Raw genomic sequence first — 19,845 nt, 5'->3', positions numbered from 1 at the left:
TCATCGGCATGTCGGCGCTGCTCACCACCACCATGCCCTACATGAAGGTCGTCATCGACACGATGAAGGAAAAGGGCATCCGCGACGACTATGTCGTGCTGGTCGGCGGCGCGCCGCTCAACGAGGAGTTCGGCAAGGCGGTCGGCGCCGACGCCTACTGCCGCGACGCGGCGGTGGCGGTCGAGACCGCCAAGGACTTCATGAAGCGCAAGCACAATGTGCGGGCTTCGGCTTGAGCCCAGCGGCTTCGCAATGAACAATGAAAAAAGCCGCGCCTTGCAGCGCGGCTTTTTTGTTCCCAGATTCTGGAAGACCGTGGATCAGGGATTCTTGACGGTGTCCTCGACGGCATTGGCGGTCGATTTGACGTCCTTGCCGACACCGCGGATCGTATTGGCGCAGGCCGAAAGGGCCAGCGCGCAGGCAAGAATGGCGATGGGGCCAAGGCGCGACAGTTTCATGGACGGTGTCTCCCTCGTTCTGTAGGTAAGAAGATAACGCAACCAAATCGGTTCGGCTGGTTCTATGAGTGCCGTGCGAAAAGCGCAACCCGATCAAGGCGAAAGGCTGCTCGTCATCGCCTGCGGGATGATTGCGCGCGAAGTTCTGGCCGTCAAGCAGCAGCTCGGGCTCGACCATCTCGACCTGACCTGCCTGCCGGCGGAGTTCCATTTCTATCCGGACCGCATCCCGCCGGCGATGGACAAGGCGATCGAAAAGGCCAAGGCCGAGGGCTACCGGCACATCTTCGTCGGCTATGCCGACTGCGGCACCGGCGGCATGCTCGATCGCATCTGCGAGAAGCACGGCGTCGAGCGCATGGCCGGGCCGCACTGCTTCGCCTTCTACCAGGGCATGGACGCCTACGCGAAGCTCGCCGACGACGACATGATGTCGTTCTACATGACCGATTTCCTATGCCGCCAGTTCGACGCCTTCTTCATGAAGCCGCTTGGCCTCGACAGGCATCCCGAACTGATCAAGGACTATTTCGGCAATTACCAGAAACTGGTCTATATCGCCCAGACCGACGATCCGGAGCTCGACAGGGTTGCGGAGAAGGCAGCGGCGCTGCTCGGCCTGGCCTATGAGCGCCGCTCGACCGGCTATGGCGATCTGACGACGGAACTGGCCGAGGCCGCCACACGCGGCTGACCTGCTGATCAAGAGGGGGGAATCGATGCGTTTTCGGGCTTTGCTTCTGTCTGTGTGCCTGGGTGTCGGCTTGACCCTGCCAGCTCACGCCGATGGCGAGGTGCAGAAACTGATCACCGCCGCCGACAAGGCGCGGCTCGACAAATATGGCGAGACGCGCAAGGCCGCCCTCGAGGAGGCCAAGGCCGGCGACCCGGCCGAGGTCAAGCAGTTGGATACCCTCCTCGCCAAGCCGCTGGTGGCGTTTTCCGAAAAGGACCTGACCGGCACCTGGAAATGCCGCACCATCAAGGCCGGCGGCTTGAGCCCGCTCGTCATCTATGGCTGGTTCAATTGCAAGGTGAGCGATGACGGCTCCGGCTGGAGACTGGAAAAGATCAGCGGCTCGCAGCGCACCAAGGGCCGCTTCTTCGACGAGAGCGAAAAGCGCGCCATCTATCTCGGCTCGTTCACCGTCAACGAAGATCCGGCCAAACCTTATGGCAGCGGCCCGCAGAGCGACCAGGTCGGCTATGCCTTCCGCAACAGCGCCGCCGAATGGCGCATTGAATTCCCGGCGCCCTACTACGAATCGAAGCTCGACATCATGGAATTCAAGCGCTGATTCCACCCAGAGACCTTTGGTCTCGCGCCGTCACCAAGGATTAACCCCACCAGCCTAGCATGCCGCGCGTTTGCGCAGGCCGCTCCCATCCGGGCGCGCCGGGCGCTCCGACACCAGGTGTTCCCCAGGGGGTGGCACGAACCATGGCAGCGCCAATGGCAGATCCACGACCGATCGTCGTCGTCACCGAGGGCGGTCCGCACATCTGGGCGATCGTCAACGCCATCGCCGATCGGCTCGGCCCTGTCAGCGTCGTCCTCGAAACACCTGAATCCAAAAAGCAATTGCTTCTCGGCCGGGCTCGGCGCCAGGGCTGGATCTCGGCCATCGGACAACTTGGCACCATGGTGCTGACGCGGCTTGGCAAACGGTTCTTTTCCGGCCATGCGGCACGATTGATCGCCGAGCAGAAACTGGAGACCGAACCCCGCCCCGGCCAGACCATCATCGACATCCCCTCGGCCAATGGGCCGGAGTGCCTTCGGGCGATCGCCGACCTCCAGCCGGGTGTGGTACTGCTGGCCGGCTGCCGGCTGCTGTCGCGGCAGACGCTGGCGAAGATAGCCTGTCCGGTGCTTAACTATCATGCCGGCATCGCCCCCAAATATCGCGGCATGAATGGCGGCTACTGGGCGCTGGCCTCGGGCGACGCGGGCAATTTCGGCAGCACCGTGCATCTGGTCGATGCCGGCGTCGACACCGGCGGCGTGCTGCGACAGGCGCGCGGCAAGCCTGAACCGGGCGACACCATCTCAAGCTACGCGCTGCGGCAGGCGGCATTCTCGCGCGACATCTGCGTCGAAGCGGTCGGTGACGCACTGGCGGGCAAGCTCGCCACATTCGATCCCGGCCTGCCCTCGAAACAGTGGTATCATCCGACGATCTGGTACTACCTTTGGACCGGCTTGACGAAGCGCATCTGGTAGCCGGCCGGCCGCGCTATTTCACCTTTCTTTTTGCGACCTCCAATAGCGTCGCTTTTGAATGCGCGCGCGTCGTCCCATAACAAGCGGCCCCAGTGCGCATGCGGCAATGCTCGCAGCTGCTGCATCGGCCCGAAGTCGGACTCGATCTTTGGAAAGCACGATGCAGCGAAGTTAAAGTGGTAGAGCGTCCTTTGTGCGTCCAAAAAGGACGCACGGCGCTCTACGGGAGTGAGAAATTTATGGCCGATCTGATCGTCGTCTACTGGCGCGACATCCCCGCCCAGGTCATCGTCAGGAAGGGCCGGCAGAACGCCAAGCGCGAACTGCCGCTGCGCTTCACCGAGGCGATCGACATGTGCGCCATGCGCACCGGCGCTGGCGGCACCGATGACTATCTGGCCGAATGGCGCAAGGCCGACCCGGTTCCGGTCGGCGACGACCTCGAGGCCGAGGTCGAAAGGGCCTTCCACGAGCTCGACACGAAATACGACCGCGAGCGGCTGGTCGCTCTGGTCAAGGCGGGCGGAAAAGAAAATGTCTGAACAGCAACCGGCGGTTACCCAGGCCACTCTGGTCAAGAAGGCAGCGCCGAAATCCGACTACAAGCCGGCCGACGTGTCGCCGCAGCGGCGCGTCCAGCGTTCCTTCGCGGTGAGATTGTGGTCTATCCGGCACTCACGATTGCTCGAATGGTTCTACAGCCGCTTCGCCGACATCTTCCTGCTGTTGCATCCATTGTGGAAAGGCATCGGCTACGGTCGCGTCGAGGCTCCGGTCAAGTTCGTCGAGAAGCGCGTCAAGGGCTTCATGTTCGACTGTCGCATGTGCGGCCAGTGCGTATTGTCGTCGACCGGCATGTCCTGCCCGATGAACTGCCCGAAGCAGCTCCGCAACGGCCCGTGCGGCGGCGTGCGCGCCAACGGCAATTGCGAGGTCGAGCCCAACATGCCCTGCGTCTGGGTCAAGGCCTGGGAAGGTTCGCGCAACATGGTGCATGGCGACAAGATCCTCGACGTGCAGAAGCCGGTCGACCAGTCGCTGCGTGAAACCTCCGCCTGGCTGCGCGTGACCGCCCAGGCAGCCGCCGCGCGCCAGCCGGCTGACAATGCAACCAAGACCGGAGCGTCCGCATGACCATCCGCCAGCGCGACGAGAACCCGGCCGGCATCCACCTGCCGCTCGATCCCTTGCCCGGCCACACCTCGCGCGGCCGTCTGGAGCGCGTGCTGAGGCGCGGCGAGTTCGCGGTGACCACCGAGCTCAACCCGCCGGACAGCGCCGATCCGGAGGACGTATACAACCGCGCCAAGATCTTCGACGGCTGGGTCGACGCCATCAACGCCGTCGATGCCTCCGGCGCCAACTGCCACATGTCCTCTGTCGGCATCTGCGCGCTGCTCACCCGCATGGGCTATGCCCCGATCATGCAGATCGCCTGCCGCGACAAGAACCGCATCGCCATCCAGGGCGACGTGCTGGGCGGCGCCGCGATGGGCGTCGCCAACATGCTCTGCCTCACCGGCGACGGTGTGCAGGCCGGCGACCAGCCCGGCGCCAAGCCGGTGTTCGACCTCGATTCCATGTCGCTGCTCGAGACCTGCCGCATCATGCGCGACAACGGCAAGTTCCTTTCGGGCCGCAAGCTGACGACGCCGCCCCAGATCTTCCTCGGCGCCGCCGTCAATCCCTTCGCCCCGCCCTTCGACTTCCGCCCCATCCATCTCGGCAAGAAGATCGCCGCCGGCGCCCAGTTCGTGCAGACGCAGTACTGTTTCGACGTGCCGATGTTCAAAACCTTCATGCAGAAGGCGCGTGACCTCGGCCACACCGAAAAGGTCTTCGTCCTGTGCGGCGTCGGGCCGCTGGCCTCGGCCAAGACGGCCAAGTGGATCCGTTCCAACGTGCCGGGCATCCATATCCCCGACGCGATCATCAAGCGGCTGGAAGGCGCCCAGGACCAGAAGAAGGAAGGCAAGCAGCTCTGCATCGACATCATCAACGAGGTGAAGGAAATCCCAGGCGTCGCCGGCGTCCATGTGATGGCCTATCGCCAGGAGGAGTACGTCGCCGAGATCGTCGATGAATCGGGCGTGCTGAAGGGCCGCCAGCCCTGGAAGCGCGAAATCCGCCGCGACGACCAGCTTGTCGCCGACCGGCTCGATCACATTCTGCATGACGAGATTACCGAAACCCAGGTGGACATGGTGAAGACCGCGCATTGAGAGCCGGGGCGATCACCATTCGCTTGAACGAAATCAGATAACGATATAAAGAACTCTTTATATCACGACGGAGAGATTGCATGACCCGCACCATCGTCGCGTCCGCGACCAAAGAAATCATCATCGGCTTCGACCAGCCCTTCTGCGTGATCGGCGAGCGCATCAACCCGACGGGCCGCAAGAAGCTCGCCGCCGAAATGGTGGCCGGCAACTTCGAGACCGTCATCAAGGATGCGCTGGAGCAGGCCGCGTGCGGCGCCACCATGCTCGACGTCAATGCCGGCGTCACCGCCGTCGACCCTAACGCCACCGAGCCGGCGCTGCTGGTGCAGACGCTGGAGATCGTCCAGGGTCTGGTCGACCTGCCGCTGTCGATCGACAGTTCGGTCACCGCCGCCATCGAGGCGGCGCTGAAGGTCGCCAAGGGCCGGCCGCTGGTCAATTCCGTCACCGGCGAGGAAGAGAAGCTCGAAGCCATCCTGCCGCTGGTCAAGAAGTACAATGTCCCGGTCGTCGCCATCTCCAACGACGAGACCGGCATCTCGATGGACCCGGATGTCCGCTTCGCCGTCGCCAAGAAGATCGTCGAGCGCTGCGCCGATTTCGGCATTCCCGCCCATGACGTCGTCGTCGACCCGCTGGTGATGCCGATCGGCGCGCTGGGCGATGCCGGCCGCCAGGTGTTCGCGCTGCTGCGTCGTCTGCGCGAGGAGCTCAAGGTCAACACCACCTGCGGCCTCTCCAACATTTCGTTCGGCCTGCCGCACCGCCACGGCATCAACGCCGCCTTCATCCCGATGGTGATCGGCGCCGGCATGACCTCGGCGATCATGAACCCGGTGCGTCCGCAGGAAATGGAAGCGGTGCGCGGCGCCAATGTGCTCAACGGCACCGACGAGAACTGCACCAACTGGATCCGCACCTACAAGGACTACAAGCCGGCCGAGGGCGGCCACGCCGTCGCCGCCCCCGTGGCGGTTACCGCTCCTGGCGAAGGCGCCGCTGGCGGCCGCCGCCGCGGTGGCCGTGAAGCCCGGATGGCCAGGGGATAAGCGCGCAATCGTGAGCCTTTCCGCAAACCTCGCTGAACCGATCGCACCTTTGGTGTGGTCGGTTCAGTCTGCTTTGCGCTCAGGCCAGGCCCAGGATCGCGTCGAACACGGCCATCCCCGCCCACGACCCGAAAATGCCGGTCACGCCGCCAACGATGAAATCATCGTCGGCGGCAGGCCAGAAGGCGTGCAGCAGCAATGCCGCGACGATCGCGCCGACAATGCCGGACGCCAGATATTGCGGATTGCGCAGCCAGCGGCCCTTCAGCACCCGCACCATCGTGAAAGCGGTGAATATGGCGGACAGCAGGAGATCGGACATGATTGGCCTCTGGACCATCAAACACTCCACCCAACAGTGAAACGATCCGTTAAACGGCATCGACAATCATCACCGAGACCGATGCAGGCATGAACTCGCACACCAACATCACCGACCCGCTCGTGCTGTTCATGCCGTCCGGCAAGCGCGGCCGGTTCCCGGTCGGCACGCCGGTGCTCGATGCCGCGCGCCAGCTCGGTGTCTATGTCGAGAGCGTGTGCGGCGGGCGCGCCACCTGCGGACGCTGCCAGATCGAGGTGCAGGAAGGCAATTTCGCCAAGCACAAGATCACCTCCTCCAATGACCACATCTCGGCCAAGGGCGCCAAGGAAGAGCGCTACGAACGCGTGCGCGGTCTGCCCGAGCGGCGGCGCCTGTCCTGCTCGGCGCAGATCCTCGGCGACCTCGTCATCGACGTGCCGCAGGATACGGTCATCAACGCCCAGACCATCCGCAAGGACGCCGACACCAGGGTCATCGCCCGCGATACCGCGATCCGCATGTGCTATGTCGAGATCGAAGAGCCCGACATGCACAAGCCGCTCGGCGATCTCGATCGGCTGAAGATCGCGCTGATGAAGGACTGGGGCTTCAAGAGCCTCGAGTTCGACTTCTATCTGCTGCCGCAGGTGCAGGGCATCCTGCGCAAAGGCAACTGGGCGGCCACCGCCGCCATCCACAAGGATGCCGACAGCGACATCGCGCGCGTCATAGCGCTTTGGCCGGGCCTTAAGAACGAGGCCTACGGGCTGGCCTGCGACATCGGTTCGACCACCATCGCCATGCATCTGGTGTCGCTGCTGTCGGGCCGCGTCGCCGCCTCGTCGGGCACGTCCAATCCGCAGATCCGCTTCGGCGAGGATCTGATGAGCCGCGTCTCCTATGTGATGATGAACCCGGACGGCCGCGAGGGCATGACGGTCGCCGTGCGCGAGGCGGTCTCCGGCCTCGTCGACAAGGTCTGCGCCGAAGGCAATGTCCATCGCAACGACATCCTGGATTCCGTCTTCGTCGGTAATCCGATCATGCACCATCTCTTCCTTGGCATCGATCCGACGGAGCTTGGCGGCGCTCCCTTCGCGCTCGCCGTATCGGGCGCCGTGCGCATCAAGGCCTCCGACATCGGCCTGAAGCTGAACCAGGGCGCGCGCCTTTACATGCTGCCCTGCATTGCCGGCCATGTCGGCGCCGACGCTGCGGCCGTCACACTGTCGGAAGGCCCGCACCGCCAGGACGAGATGATGCTGATCGTCGACGTCGGCACCAATGCCGAGATCGTGCTCGGCAACTCGACGCGGGTGGTGGCGGCCTCCTCGCCGACCGGCCCCGCTTTCGAAGGCGCGGAGATTTCTGGCGGCCAACGGGCGGCGCCCGGCGCGATCGAGCGCGTGCGCATCGATCCCGAGACGCTGGAGCCGAAATACCGCGTCATCGGCTCGGAGCTTTGGTCCGACGAGCCGGGCTTCCTCGAAAGCGTGCAGGCGACCGGCGTCACCGGCATCTGCGGCTCCGGCATCATCGAGATAGTGGCGGAGATGTACCTTGCCGGCATCATCTCCGAGGACGGCGTGGTCGACGGCTCGCTCGCCGCGCGTTCGCCGCGCGTCGTCGCCAATGGCCGCACTTTCTCCTATGTGCTGAAGGACGGCGAACCCAGGATCACCATCACCCAGAACGACGTGCGCGCCATTCAGCTCGCCAAGGCAGCCCTTTACGCCGGCACCAAGCTACTGATGGAAAAGCAGAACACCGAGCATGTCGACCGCATCCATTTCGCCGGCGCCTTCGGCTCCTTCATCGATCCGAAATACGCCATGGTGCTGGGCCTGATCCCGGACTGCGATCTCGACAAGGTCTCGGCAGTCGGCAACGCCGCCGGCGCCGGTGCCCGCATGGCTCTGCTCAATCGCGGCTACCGCCGCGAGATCGAGGAGACGGTAAGCCGCATCGAGAAGATCGAGACCGCGCTTGAGCCGAAATTCCAGGAGCACTTCGTCTACGCCATGGCGCTGCCGAACAAGGTCGATCCGTTCCCCAAGCTTTCGGCTGCGGTGAAATTGCCGCCGCGCAAGACGGTCAGCGAGGACGGTGTTGCCGGCGACGCCACGCCGCGCCGGCGCTCGCGCGAGGGCCATGCGGCAAGGCGCGGCCGGGAATAGCAGCCTCTCGCCGCCTCCCAAAGTCTCCCATTTTCATTTGCATGCAAATGTTTCCGGATCGCCCTATCCGGAAACCGAAACGCTGTTTTCGTGAAATCCGCTGGAAACACGCCGGGCGCATTTAGGCACCCGTCGAACGGCCGGCCGGAAATGTCTTCCCGCCGCCGCTTCCGGAGGAAACACCATGTCGATGTTCGAAAGCCTCGGCCGCTATGGGGTGGCCATCAAGCTTGCGCACAGCAGGAACAAGTCGATCCGGGCCCTGAACAGTCTGCCCGTCGACATCCAGAAGGATATCGGCTGGCCGGCGTCGCCGCCGAATGATCCGCAGGCCGTGCTTTCCCAATTGCTCCTGGGCTCGGCGCGCTGATGACGTTCGCCGACAAATGCAAGCTGCTGGCCAAGCGCCGGGGCCGTGATGCGGCTCCGGCTGCCGGCGACAACAAACTGCGCGTCGCCTTGCTGCCGCGCCGCTAGACTGGACGCAGCGGCACGGCAGGATCACACAAGCGTGTTGCACCCGGCGCAAATCTTGACATTTCCGCCCAAGACACGATCTTCGGATTAGAGGGGAATTCTCTTAGTCGGCTCCGCCGAAGTTCGTGTATCCGCATGCCCAGCTTCAAAAGTCACGTCGTTTCTTTTGTCCTCAGGCATAGCCGCAAGCAGGCCTTTTCCAGTCCGGAAAACCTGCAGCGCTGGATCGCCTATGCGCGCAAGACCGAGGATCACCATCCGCCAGCCTCGCTGCGCACCCGCTTCGATATCGCCGAGCGCATGGTGAACGGCTTTCCCGTTTATGAGATCGCGCCAAGGACCGGCGAGCGCAAGCGCATGCTCTATCTGCATGGCGGCGCCTTTGTCTTCCAGATCACCTCCTACCATTGGGGCCTGATCGCCGAGATGGCCGAGCGGCTGGGCTTCGGCATCACCGTGCCGATCTACCCGATCGCGCCCGAGCACGACTTCCACGCCATGTTCGGCATGGTCGGCAAGGTCTACCGGCAGATGCTCGAGGATACGGAAGCCGCGGACATCGTCTTCATGGGCGATTCCGCCGGCGGCAACATGGCCGTGGTGCTGACCATGATGGCGGCCGAGGACGCCTTGCCGCTCCCCTCGCACCACGTCCTGATTTCGCCCGGACTCGACATGTCGCTCTCCAACCCCGAAGTGTTCGAGGCCGAGCGCAACGATCCGTGGCTTGGCATCGCCGGCGGGCTGGAGGCGATCCGGCTCTACAGTGCCGGCATCGATCGCGCGGACTGGCACATCAGCCCGCTCTACGGCGACCTTTCGGTATTGCCGAAGACGCTGCTATTGACCGGCTCGCACGACCTGCTCACCCCCGACAACCTGATCTTCGCCGAGAAGGCGCGGGCCGCCGGCGTCGAGGTGGAGGTCGTCTACGAGGAAGGCATGTTCCACGTCTGGCCGCTGATCGAGATGCCGGAGACGCGGCGCGCGCGCAACAGCATCGTTGCCTTCCTGACTGGGGAAACCAGAACGCGGCCGGTCAAGGCTCGTGGCTGGTCGCTTGAGGGTCACGCCGCGACCTGACCCTTAGCCGGACTTGCCAGCCAAGCTCAGAACTTGCCGGTTTCCTTGAACACTTCGAAAGTAGCGCGGATATGGTCCGCGACCGCCTTCACCGGCGCACTGGCGTCCGGCGTCACCACCATGGCCAGGTTGTAAGTGCCGATATCGGGCATGCCGTCCTTCGGGCTAAGCGCGACCATCTCGTCGCCGAGGAACGATCGCGGCAGCGGCGCGACCGCGAGGTCGGCCATAATGGCGGCGCGCTGGCCGGCCGTGTGCGCGCTCATATAGGCGACGCGGTAGTTGCGGCCCTCGCGGCCGAGCGCCTCGAGGGCGCCGGCCCGCCACACGCAGCCCTCCTCCCACAGCGACACCGGCAGCGGCTCGCGCAAATGCGCGCAGCCGCCCTTGGCGCCGGCCCAGACGATCGGTTCGGTCAACAGCACCTCGGCGCCGAGCGCGCTGGTCTTGTAGGAGTTGGTGAGCAGAGTGATGTCGAGCGCCCGGTCGTCCATGCGCCGGCGCAGATTGATGCTCTGGTCGATGGTGACGTCGACGGCGATCGAGGGATGCGACTGTGCGAAGCGCTTCAGGACATGCGGCAGCACGCGTTCGCCGTAGTCGTCCGGAGAGCCCAGCCGCACCACGCCGACAATGTCGGGGATGATGAACTTCGACACCACCTCGCGGTTGATCGACAACAGCCGGCGGGCATAGCCGAGCAGCATCTCGCCGTCAGTCGTCAGCGTCACCGAGCGCGCGTCGCGCGCGAAGACGGAGCGGCCGAGGATGTCCTCCAGCTTCTTGATCTGCATGGAGACGGCCGACGGCGTACGGAAGACGGCGGTGGCGGCCGTGGTGAAGCTGCCGGTTTCGGCAATTGCCACGAAGGTGCGCAGGACATCGAGATCGAGCAGCGGCAGCGGATGATTGAGTGGGGCGTTCATCGGGGTCAGCCTTCAATTTTTCTGATGCGAACGATCATTCCATTTCGTTTGATTGAACATCAGTTTGGTAGGATAGTCAACTCCATCGAAGCAGGCTGTTGCCACAAGCAGCCATCAAACGACCCCGGCACGGACCTGCATTCGACAGAAATGAAGCTGAAACAGACTGCCGCCGGGCAACTCCCGGCCCAACGCAAAGGAGAATGAAATGTCCATCCTTTCCTCCATCGGCCGGCTTGCGACCGAATTCACCGCGGCCCGCGCCCGTTACCAGACCGAACGCGCCATCCATGCGCTGCCGATCGAACTGCAGAAGGATATCGGCTGGCCGGAAGCCGCCGATGCCAGGACCGGTGCTCGCCACGGTGTGGGATCCTGGGCTGGAGCAAAGTAAATCGTGTGTATCAAAACCTGAAGGCCTGCCCGGCGGACCCAGCCCGGCAGGCCTCTCTATTTTGTCCAACCGCCTGTTTTGTTTGCATTCAAATGATTTTTCCGAGCCATGCTACGGCTGCATGACGCATATGAACCAATCGCATAACGCTGCTTTTTCGATTTAACGCGTTGTAAACAATCGTAAATCCTGGGCACATTGCCCAAAAATGTCGCAATTGGTGTCGCTTTTCATAACAAGCGCTTCGCTTTTGCGATTTCGTTTTCGTTCGCACAAGCCTATATCAACGCCAGCAAACGAGCTGCCCCACTCCATCACGCGAAGGCGACCCGTCTGAGCAACCGAATGGAGATGATTATGAAGCTTCTTGCCCGCCTGTTCCACCGCCGCGAAATGAACCTGACGACCGCGCTCGAGCGCCAGCGCCTTTCCAAGACCATGCCCGGCCAGACCGGCGCCCTGGCCGCCGCACGCCTCGGTTTCGTCGCCTGATATTGAGACTTTAGGCGCGGCGCCTCCCAGCCGACGCTGTGAAGTTGACCTCCCCGCCGCTTCGGCAAGACCGAAGCGGCGTTTCTTTTGCCCAGGGGCCGTTCTGCCCGCTCCGGTAGCACATCGGGGCCTATTCCCCAGGCGATTGCCCATTTGCGACCCATGTCGCAAATTTAATTGTCCCAAACCTCTCTAGGCGATTGACAGGAATGGTTTTTCCTGATGTCGCTATGCTATTCGCGACATCCTGTTCGCGTCATGGCCGCGTGAGGTTTCCCGTGAATGCCGTAAAGCACCCGATCAAGAGATCGTTTGTATTTTTCCTCGTCCCCGACTTCACCATGATCGCCTTCGCGACGGCGCTCGATCCGTTGCGCTCGGCCAACCGCATGCTTGGCTACGAGGCCTATAGCTGGCGCCTGGCGAGTATCGACGGCAAGCCGGTGCGCGCCTCGAACGGCGTCGAATGCGCCGTCAACACCTCGCTTGAGGAGGAGCGCAGGAAGATGGCCGGACCGGACCGGCCGAACATGGCCATCGTCTGCAGCGGCGTCAATGTGGAGCGCTACCAGAACAAGTCGGCCTTCGCCTGGCTGCGCGAGGAATACAATCGTGGCGTCGCCGTCGGCGGGCTGTGCACCGGCGCGCATATCCTTGCCGCCGCCGGCCTGTTGTCCAACAAGCGCTGCGCCATCCATTGGGAGAATCTGCCCGGCTTTTCCGAAGCCTTCCCCAAGGCCAACGTCTTTGCCGACCTGTTCGAGATCGACCAGAACATCTACACCTGCGCCGGCGGCACCGCCGCGCTCGACATGATGCTGAAGCTGATCGGCGACGATTTCGACGAGAGCCTCGTCAACCGCGTCTGCGAGCAGGTGCTGACCGACCGTGTGCGCAGCCCGACCGACCGCCAGCGCCTGCCGCTGCGCGCCCGTCTTGGCGTGCAGAATTCCAAGGTTCTGACCATCATCGAACTGATGGAAGCGAACCTCTCCGAGCCGCTGTCGCTGATCGAGATCGCCGACCATGTCGATCTCTCGCGCCGACAGATCGAGCGCCTGTTCCGCACCGAGATGGGCCGTTCGCCCGCCCGCTACTACCTGGAGATCCGGCTCGACCGCGCCCGCCATCTCTTGATCCAGTCGTCGATGCCGGTGGTCGAGGTGGCGGTGGCCTGCGGCTTCGTCTCCGCCTCGCATTTCTCCAAATGCTACCGCGAGCTCTATGCCCGCTCGCCGCAGCAGGAACGCGTCGACCGCAAGCAGCTGCTGGCGGCCTGAGGCGGAGCGGTCATTCCACGAAGGCGAAGTCCTGCTCGCTCGCGTGCAGCATGCCTGCCAAGGTGCGCAAGGCCTCCTCGAGCCGCTCGATCGGCGGCGCCGCAAGCGCCAGCCGAACGGCATTCGGCGCGTGTCCGGGGCCGACGGCGAAGGCGCTCGACGGCGTGATCGCGATGCCGCGCCTCGCGGCGACGGCGACGAAAGCCTGCGAGCGCCAGTGTTCCGGCAAAGTGAGCCACAAATGGTAGGAACGCGGGTCAGCCTGCACCTCGAACCCTGAAAGGCAGTCGGCGGCGAGACGCTGGCGACGGCTGGCATCCTCGCGCTTGGCTGCGACGAGTTCGCCGACAACGCCGTCGGCGATCAGCCGCTGCGCGGCGTTGAAGGCGAAGCCCCCTGCCCCCCAGCCGCCGGAACGGATGCAAGCCATGACGCTTTCCCTGAGCCGCGGCGGCGCACTGACGAAGCCCAGCGTCAGCCCCGGCGCGACGCGCTTCGACAGGCTGTCCAGCACCACGCAATGGTCAGGCGCCAGCGCCGCCAGCGGCGCCTCGTCGGCGAGGAAGCCGTAGACCGCGTCCTCGATCATCACCAGGTCGAGGCTTTCCGCGAGCCGGGCCAGGTCTTCGCGGCGAGCGGCGGGCATGGTGATGCCGAGCGGGTTGTGCAGCACGGGCTGCACGTACAGCGCGGACAGCCGCGCCTCGCGATGCGCCTTCTCGACGGCGTCCGGGCGCACCCCGTTCTCATCCATGGCGAGCGGCACCAGATTGACGCCGAGCCGCGCCGCGATGCCCTTGACCAGCGGATAGGTCACCGCCTCGACGCCGCAGCGCGCACCGGTCGGAACCAGGGTGGCGATCGCGGTGGCGATCGCTTGACGGCCGCCGCCAGTGAAGGCGAGCCCATCGGGCCGGGGCGACCAGCCGCCGCGGGCGAGGAAACGGGCGCTTAGCTCTCGCGCCGCCGGCGTGCCGCCGCTGGTCGCCGGCCTCAGTGCAATCTGCATTGCGTCCGTATCGCCAAGTCCGGCAAGGCTCTGCGACATCAGTTGCGCCTGCCCCGGTAGAATTGGGAAATTGAACTCCAGGTCGATGCGCGGATCGCCGGGATCCGTGGTCGCCGCGGCACCCCGGCGCGATTGCCCCGACACATAGGTGCCGCGACCGACCTCACCGACGACCAGGCCGCGCCTCAATAGCTCGGCATAGACGCGGGTCGCGGTCGATGCCGCGATGCCGCGCTGGTAGGCGAAGCTGCGCTGCGGCGGCAGCCGCTCGCCGGGCCTCAGGCGGCCCTCTGCGATCTCCAGGGCGACGTCATCCGCGAGCTTCAGGTATTCGTTTGCCGACATAATTGCACCGAGAGCAATGTTTCGATTGCACCGAGGCAATTAGCATGCGATTTCCTAGGTCGCAAGGCAAACATTGCACCGAGGTCGAGCCAGCTCGAGGACAGGTGCAGCCGAAAAACCCGGATGAACCGGCCGGACAGCGGTCAATCAGCGTCGTGCTAGCGCACGCGCAACCCCCGCGCTCGCCCGAACGGCGGCGCCGACAGCAAAGGAGACAGAGATGACCTCGATCGTTCAGGCCACCACCAATCACCATCCGCAGCACCGGCTCGCGCACTCGATGCGGCATGGCTTCGGTGCAATCCGTAAGGAGATGCGAGCGCGCAAGGCAATGCGCGCGCTGCGGCAACTCGACGATCACCTGCTGACCGATATCGGTCTGGCGCGCGGCGAGATCGCGTTCGCCGTGCGCGAGGGCCGCTAGGAGGCGCGACGTTCGACCAACCGTTCGAGAACCCGCGAGGTCGCCATGATCACCTTGCTTTTTGCCGCCGAGCTTGCCGCCGCCGTGCTCGCCACGTCGTTTATTTCCGGCATCTTCGGCATGGCCGGCGGCATGATCCTGATCGTGGTGCTGATGGCGATCATGCCGTTGACGGTGGCGATGGTGCTGCACGGCCTCACCCAGCTCACCGCCAACAGCTGGCGGGCCTGGCTCTGGTGGAGCGCGATCCGGTGGCGCATCGCTGCCTTCTATGCCGTAGGCGCACTCGCCGCCGCCCTGTTGCTGGCGGCGATCGAGCTGGTGCCGAGCAAGCCGGTCGCGCTGATCACGCTGGCGCTGCTCTCCTTTCCCGGGCTGTCCGTGCCGCGCGCCATCGCGCCCGACATCCGCCGCGGCGGCCACGGCGTCTGCTGCGGCTTCCTCTGCACGACGCTGCAGCTCACCGCCGGGGTCTCGGGGCCGATCCTCGACGTCTTCTTCATACGCACCGGACTAGACCGCCGGCAGACCGTGGCGACCAAGGCCGCCATCCAGGCGCTTGGGCACTTCCTCAAGGTCGTCTATTTCGGACAGTTGCTGGTCACCGGCACCGACGTCCTGGCGCCGACGGCGGTGGCGCTGGCTATCGCGCTGGCGGCAATCGGGACGCAGCTTTCGCGGCGCGCCCTCGATGCCATCAGCGACGCGCATTTCACGCGCTGGAGCCGGTGGCTGATCGTCGCCACCGCCGCCACCTGCCTGGTCCAGGGCATTGCCCAGCTCGGCGGACCGCGAGCGCTTGCGGCAGCGACGCCCGCGGAACAGCAGACCGACCAGAACGAGCGCATGCAGGCGGCAGTCCCAGCGCCGGGTGCAAAGGCCCGGTCGGAGTCTTGAATCTCCGCTTGACGTCGGGCAGTCTTGGCTCAGATCACGGCCGGCTCAATACCGCTCGCCGCAATAGCATTCGGCTGATGAGATGCGATCGTTCCAGCCGGTATTGCTGAAATCGCGGACCCTGCGATTGAGCTCGATCGACCGGCCTCGCATCCTCGTATCCGAATAGGCGACGAGGGTGCAGCCGCGGCTCACGATCACCGAGGAGACGCGATCGTTCCAGAACTGGCCGCCACGAAAGCTCACCGAATCGTCCGCCCCCAATTCCAGCGCGCGGCCGCGAAAATTCGAGTGCTCGAACATGACGCAGCCCGCATCGCCGTAATACTGAGCACTGGCGCTGCCGGCGCAAAACACCGATGCGGCCGCCATCAGGATTGCGACAGATTTCATGGGACGTCTCCTCGTTTGCGCATGGAAGCCGTATGATCGGCACGGCGCGACGACTTTGCATGGCCGGCACCGGACAGGCAAGCCGGGGCATGACAACTAGCGGCTGTCGAACATCCAGCTGCGGTCGCGCCACATTTTCTCGCCGACCTGACAATCCACGATCGGCTTGTCCTGGGCGAGCACCATCGGCGGATGGGCTGCCTCATCGGCCGCCCATTGCGGCGAACCGGGACCTGCAAGCTCCAGCACCAGCTTGCGGCGGATCGCTTCCGGAAACTGCGTCCAGTCGTTGACCGGGATCATGAAGGCGCCGGGACCACCGATGACGCAGTCGCTGTAGTAGCGGTCGAGATCATTGACGTCGTAGGCGCCGGTGAAGCCGCCGCGCGTCATCAACGGCAGCCCGTTGATGGTGATGCCCTGGCTCACCACGATATCGCGCGCGAGGTTGACGGGCGCGCCCTGGTTGTTGGGCCCGTCGCCGGAAATGTCGATGACGCGCTTGACGCCCTGAAAGCCGCTTTCGGCGAAAAGATCGCTGCCGAATTCCAGCGCGCCGGAAATCGAGGTGCGCCTGGCGCTGTCCGGCGGGTGGGCGTTGAGCTGCTCGACCACGCGCTCGGCATCGGCCCGGTTGGCGATCGCCGTCCACGGCACGATGACCCGCTGCCAGTTGCTGCCCGCCCATTCGACGTAGGTGACGGCGATCTTGCCATAGGCGCCGTCGGCAATGGCTCGCAGCACCAGATCGTGCGTCAGCGCCGCCGCGTAGCCATGGCGCTGGATCTCGAGCTCTTCAGGCGACATCGACAGCGAGACGTCGACGGCAAGCACCAGCTCGATGTCGACGGGTTCCGCGGAGGATGCGGGCGTCGCGCAAAGCGCCGACGCCAGCGCGGCGCCGAACGGAAGGAGATGTCTTGCACTGGCAAAAGCAGACATGCCGCGACGGTAAGCGAGAATCGCGGCCGGACAAAGCGAAAAGCCCGGCGGGAGCCGGGCTTCTCGTGCGCTAGAAAGAACTCAGCTTCGCGGCTTCAGACTCTCCGGATCGTAGAGCGGCTTGTAGCCGACGCCGGCAACCTCGACCGGATAGGTCTCGCCGAAATACTCGACCTGCAGCTTGCGCCCTTCCTGGGCGTAGGCCCAGGGCAGATAGGCAAGCGCGATGTTCTTGCCGATGGTCGGGCCGTAGGCGACCGAGGTGGTGAAGGAGCGGCGGCCGAGTTCGTCGACCAGCGTCTCGCCGGTCGCGGGGTCCAGCACCGGCATGGTGCCGACCGGATAGCGCGCGACGCCGTTCGCATCGATGTTGTCGGTCATCACCAGCGTGCACAGCATCGCCGGCTGATGCTCGCGGGCGCGATACTCCACATGCTTGGCCTTGCCGCAGAAATCGTTCTCCTTGACCTTCGGACGTGCAAGGTCGGCCTCGAGCAGATTGTACTCGGTCAGCAGGTCGGCGTTCTGCAGCCGCAGGCTCTTTTCCATGCGGCGCGTGTTGGCATAGGTCTCGACGCCGAACGGCATGACGCCGGTCGAGCGCAGCGCGTCCCAGACGGCCAGGCCATCCTCGTAGCGCATGTGCAATTCCCAGCCCTGCTCGCCGACATAGGAGATGCGGAACGCCGTCACATCCTTGCCGCCGATCCGGATCGGCTTGATCGCGGCGAAGGGGAAATTCTCCGGCGTCAGCCCGTTCGGATCCTCGACCACCTTCTGCAGAGTGGTGCGCGCGTTCGGGCCCCAGATGCCGATGGTGACGTATTTTTCGGTCACGTCGGTGACGGTGACGTCGAAGCCTTTGTCCTGCGCGGTGCGCTGCATGTAGCGGAAGTCGCGCGGACCGGCGTCGGCGCCGTCGATCACACGGCAGCGGTCGGCCATGCGGATGACGGTGAAGTCGGCGCGCACCATGCCTTCCTCGTCGAGGAAGTGGGTGTAGATGCCCTTGCCGATGTTGTTGTCGCCGCCGATCTTGGCCGCGCACAGCCATTCGAGCAGCGCGACATGGTCGGGCCCTTCGACGTCATACATCGAGAAATGCGACAGGTTGACGATACCGCAATCCTCGCTCATCGCCAGATGCTCGGCATTGGAGACGCGCCAGAAATGGCGGTTGTCCCATTCGTCCTGGCGCACCGGCACGCGGTTGCCGTATTTCTCCAGCAGATGCTCGTTGGCGGCATAACCGTGGGCGCGCTCCCAGCCGCCGAGTTCCATGAAATAGCCGCCGAGTTCCTTCTCGCGCTCCCAGAACGGCGAGCGGCGTATGTTGCGGCCCTTCGAGAACGGCTCGCGCGGATGCACAGCCGGATTGTAGACCTTCATCGCCGTCTCGGTGCAGCGCTCCCAGATGAACTCTTCCTTCGTCTGGTGCGGGTAGAAGCGCGCATAGTCGATGGCGTGATGGTCGATCGAGGTGCGGCCGTCGGTCATCCAGTCGGCGATCAGCTTGCCCATGCCGGGGCCGTCCTTGACCCAGATGGCGACGGCGTACCAGAGGCCCCTCACCTTCTGGCTCTCGCCCATCGACGGGCCGCCGTCGGTGGTCACCTGCAGCAGGCCGTTGAAGGAATGGCTCTCATTGTAGCCGAGCTCGCCCAAGATCGGCGTCAGCTCCATGGCGCGTTCCAGCGGCGCCAGGATCTGCTCCATGTCGAGATCGCGCTGCGACGGCGACAGCCGCGCCTGGTCCTTTTCGAGCAGGTCGCGCGGGTGGCAGAGACGCGGATTGTTCTCTTCGTAATAGCCCCACTCGATCTGTCCGCCCTCGGCGGTCTTCGGGTCGCCGGTGTCACGCATATAGGCCGAATTGCCCTGGTCGCGCAGCAGTGGCCAGCCGATCTCCTTGCCGGTGCCGGCGAACTCGTTGTAGGGGCCGAAGAAGGTCAGCGGATGGTCGATCGGCATCACCGGCAGGTCCTCGCCGACCAGCGCCGCGGTCAAACGGCCCCAGATGCCGGTGCAGACGACCACATAGTCGGCCATGATCGTTCCGCGCTCGGTCACCACGCCCTTGATGCGCCCGTTCTCGACGATCAGCGACTTGGCCGAGGTGTTGGCGAAAGACTGGAGCTTGCCGGAGGCCACACCCTGGTCGACGAGCTTGCCGGCGACCGTCTGCGAGCGCGGAATGACCAGGCCGGCATCCGGATCCCACAAGCCGCCCTGCACCATGCTCTCTTCGATCAGCGGAAACTTTTCCTTGATCTCGGCCGGCTCGATCAGCCGCGCCCGGGTGCCGAAGGATTTGGCGGAAGCGATCTTGCGCTTGATCTCCGCCATGCGGCTGTCGTCGCCGACGCGCGCGACTTCGAGGCCGCCAATGCGCGCGTAATGGCCCATCTTCTCGTAAAAATCGATCGAATAGAGCGTTGTCCAGCAGGACAGGAAGTCATGGCTGGTCGTGTAGCAGAAGTCGGACGCGTGCGCCGTCGAGCCGATATCGGTCGGGATGCCGGACTTGTCGATGCCGACAATGTCGTCCCATCCGCGCTCGATCAGGTGATGGGCGATGGAAGCGCCCACGATCCCGCCCAGCCCGACGATGACGACCTTCGCCTTTTCCGGAAACCCTGCCATTGCCCGTGACTCCAAAGTGGTAAAGCGGGCGGACTATAGGGCGGAGCGGTGTCGCGATTGAAGCCTGTTTGCGACATTACGAAAAGACCGAGCGACCCTA

The 19,845-nt window shown here is 64.5% G+C and carries 22 protein-coding genes and 1 pseudogene; 16 read left to right on the top strand and 7 right to left on the bottom strand.

Annotated elements, in window-relative coordinates:
- Positions 1 to 236: pseudogene (locus tag EN857_RS31680) on the top strand (cobalamin-binding protein); the annotation flags it as partial.
- A gap of 84 nt (positions 237 to 320) precedes the next feature.
- On the opposite strand, the gene EN857_RS31675 reads toward EN857_RS31680, so the two are convergent.
- Positions 321 to 461 carry an entericidin A/B family lipoprotein gene (locus EN857_RS31675; protein WP_127393868.1) on the bottom strand — a complete coding sequence of 47 codons (141 nt, stop codon included), beginning with the start codon at positions 459 to 461 and terminating at the stop codon, positions 321 to 323.
- Positions 462 to 525: 64 nt separating this feature from the next.
- On the opposite strand from EN857_RS31675, the gene EN857_RS31670 reads away from it, so the two are divergent.
- From EN857_RS31670 to EN857_RS31640, 7 genes are all read left to right on the top strand, one after another.
- A complete protein-coding gene (locus EN857_RS31670; protein WP_127393869.1) occupies positions 526 to 1,155 on the top strand; it encodes a DUF1638 domain-containing protein in 630 nt (209 codons plus the stop codon).
- 25 nt (positions 1,156 to 1,180) lie between these two features.
- Positions 1,181 to 1,759: a DUF4893 domain-containing protein gene (locus EN857_RS31665; protein WP_127393870.1), complete on the top strand. Its 579-nt coding sequence runs from the start codon at positions 1,181 to 1,183 to the stop codon at positions 1,757 to 1,759.
- A gap of 143 nt (positions 1,760 to 1,902) precedes the next feature.
- Positions 1,903 to 2,685 carry a formyl transferase gene (locus EN857_RS31660; RefSeq protein WP_127311104.1) on the top strand — a complete coding sequence of 261 codons (783 nt, stop codon included), beginning with the start codon at positions 1,903 to 1,905 and terminating at the stop codon, positions 2,683 to 2,685.
- Between the two features lie 239 nt (positions 2,686 to 2,924).
- Positions 2,925 to 3,227, top strand: coding sequence for a virulence factor (locus EN857_RS31655; protein ID WP_127285133.1), 303 nt, complete (start codon positions 2,925 to 2,927; stop codon positions 3,225 to 3,227).
- Entirely contained in the window at positions 3,220 to 3,819 is a 600-nt protein-coding gene (locus EN857_RS31650; protein WP_127285132.1) for a methylenetetrahydrofolate reductase C-terminal domain-containing protein, read from the top strand. Before EN857_RS31655 ends, EN857_RS31650 begins: the two co-directional genes overlap by 8 nt.
- A complete protein-coding gene (locus EN857_RS31645; protein WP_127285131.1) occupies positions 3,816 to 4,907 on the top strand; it encodes a methylenetetrahydrofolate reductase in 1,092 nt (363 codons plus the stop codon). Before EN857_RS31650 ends, EN857_RS31645 begins: the two co-directional genes overlap by 4 nt.
- Before the next feature lie 80 nt (positions 4,908 to 4,987).
- Positions 4,988 to 5,959 (top strand): methyltetrahydrofolate cobalamin methyltransferase, encoded by a 972-nt coding sequence (locus EN857_RS31640; RefSeq protein ID WP_127285130.1) that lies wholly within the window; start codon positions 4,988 to 4,990, stop codon positions 5,957 to 5,959.
- Between the two features lie 79 nt (positions 5,960 to 6,038).
- Here the strand turns inward: EN857_RS31640 and EN857_RS31635 are convergent, their stop codons facing one another.
- Positions 6,039 to 6,299: a hypothetical protein gene (locus tag EN857_RS31635; protein WP_127393462.1), complete on the bottom strand. Its 261-nt coding sequence runs from the start codon at positions 6,297 to 6,299 to the stop codon at positions 6,039 to 6,041.
- Positions 6,300 to 6,370: 71 nt separating this feature from the next.
- Between EN857_RS31635 and EN857_RS31630 the strand changes: the two genes are divergently transcribed.
- From EN857_RS31630 to EN857_RS31620, 3 genes are all read left to right on the top strand, one after another.
- On the top strand, positions 6,371 to 8,440 hold the full coding sequence (locus tag EN857_RS31630) for an ASKHA domain-containing protein (RefSeq protein WP_127393461.1): 2,070 nt from the start codon (positions 6,371 to 6,373) through the stop codon (positions 8,438 to 8,440).
- 184 nt (positions 8,441 to 8,624) lie between these two features.
- Entirely contained in the window at positions 8,625 to 8,810 is a 186-nt protein-coding gene (locus EN857_RS31625) for a hypothetical protein (protein ID WP_127393460.1), read from the top strand.
- Positions 8,811 to 9,052: 242 nt separating this feature from the next.
- Positions 9,053 to 10,000: an alpha/beta hydrolase gene (locus EN857_RS31620; RefSeq protein ID WP_127393459.1), complete on the top strand. Its 948-nt coding sequence runs from the start codon at positions 9,053 to 9,055 to the stop codon at positions 9,998 to 10,000.
- A gap of 26 nt (positions 10,001 to 10,026) precedes the next feature.
- Here EN857_RS31620 and EN857_RS31615 read toward each other — a convergent pair whose 3' ends face one another.
- The gene (locus EN857_RS31615) at positions 10,027 to 10,926 is read right to left on the bottom strand and encodes a LysR substrate-binding domain-containing protein (protein WP_127284690.1); all 900 of its coding nucleotides are present in this window, start codon (positions 10,924 to 10,926) and stop codon (positions 10,027 to 10,029) included.
- A gap of 208 nt (positions 10,927 to 11,134) precedes the next feature.
- Here EN857_RS31615 and EN857_RS31610 point away from each other — a divergent pair, with 208 nt between their 5' ends.
- The 3 genes from EN857_RS31610 (at position 11,135) to EN857_RS31600 (ending at position 13,092) form a co-directional block, all read left to right on the top strand.
- Positions 11,135 to 11,320: a hypothetical protein gene (locus EN857_RS31610; RefSeq protein ID WP_127284691.1), complete on the top strand. Its 186-nt coding sequence runs from the start codon at positions 11,135 to 11,137 to the stop codon at positions 11,318 to 11,320.
- Positions 11,321 to 11,518: 198 nt separating this feature from the next.
- The gene (locus tag EN857_RS34995; protein WP_187331318.1) at positions 11,519 to 11,812 is read left to right on the top strand and encodes a hypothetical protein; all 294 of its coding nucleotides are present in this window, start codon (positions 11,519 to 11,521) and stop codon (positions 11,810 to 11,812) included.
- Positions 11,813 to 12,153: 341 nt separating this feature from the next.
- Entirely contained in the window at positions 12,154 to 13,092 is a 939-nt protein-coding gene (locus EN857_RS31600) for a GlxA family transcriptional regulator (protein WP_348627112.1), read from the top strand.
- Between the two features lie 10 nt (positions 13,093 to 13,102).
- Here the strand turns inward: EN857_RS31600 and EN857_RS31595 are convergent, their stop codons facing one another.
- Positions 13,103 to 14,446, bottom strand: coding sequence for a PLP-dependent aminotransferase family protein (locus EN857_RS31595; RefSeq protein ID WP_135859619.1), 1,344 nt, complete (start codon positions 14,444 to 14,446; stop codon positions 13,103 to 13,105).
- A 280-nt stretch (positions 14,447 to 14,726) separates the two neighbouring features.
- Here EN857_RS31595 and EN857_RS31590 point away from each other — a divergent pair, with 280 nt between their 5' ends.
- Positions 14,727 to 14,870 carry a DUF1127 domain-containing protein gene (locus EN857_RS31590; RefSeq protein WP_127393168.1) on the top strand — a complete coding sequence of 48 codons (144 nt, stop codon included), beginning with the start codon at positions 14,727 to 14,729 and terminating at the stop codon, positions 14,868 to 14,870.
- Between the two features lie 45 nt (positions 14,871 to 14,915).
- On the top strand, positions 14,916 to 15,767 hold the full coding sequence (locus tag EN857_RS31585) for a TSUP family transporter (RefSeq protein WP_127393163.1): 852 nt from the start codon (positions 14,916 to 14,918) through the stop codon (positions 15,765 to 15,767).
- Between the two features lie 45 nt (positions 15,768 to 15,812).
- Here the strand turns inward: EN857_RS31585 and EN857_RS31580 are convergent, their stop codons facing one another.
- The 3 genes from EN857_RS31580 to EN857_RS31570 form a co-directional block, all read right to left on the bottom strand.
- A complete protein-coding gene (locus tag EN857_RS31580) occupies positions 15,813 to 16,160 on the bottom strand; it encodes a peptidase inhibitor family I36 protein (protein WP_127393164.1) in 348 nt (115 codons plus the stop codon).
- 96 nt (positions 16,161 to 16,256) lie between these two features.
- The gene (locus EN857_RS31575) at positions 16,257 to 17,102 is read right to left on the bottom strand and encodes a DUF1194 domain-containing protein (RefSeq protein ID WP_127393165.1); all 846 of its coding nucleotides are present in this window, start codon (positions 17,100 to 17,102) and stop codon (positions 16,257 to 16,259) included.
- An 81-nt stretch (positions 17,103 to 17,183) separates the two neighbouring features.
- Positions 17,184 to 19,745, bottom strand: coding sequence for an FAD-dependent oxidoreductase (locus tag EN857_RS31570; protein ID WP_127393166.1), 2,562 nt, complete (start codon positions 19,743 to 19,745; stop codon positions 17,184 to 17,186).
- Positions 19,746 to 19,845: the final 100 nt, after the last annotated feature.

The organism is Mesorhizobium sp. M4B.F.Ca.ET.214.01.1.1, from assembly GCF_004791545.1.
GTDB lineage: Bacteria > Pseudomonadota > Alphaproteobacteria > Rhizobiales > Rhizobiaceae > Mesorhizobium > Mesorhizobium abyssinicae.
The sequence above is the reverse complement of the archived record's forward strand: the minus strand, read 5'-3'. Positions and strand labels throughout refer to the sequence as shown.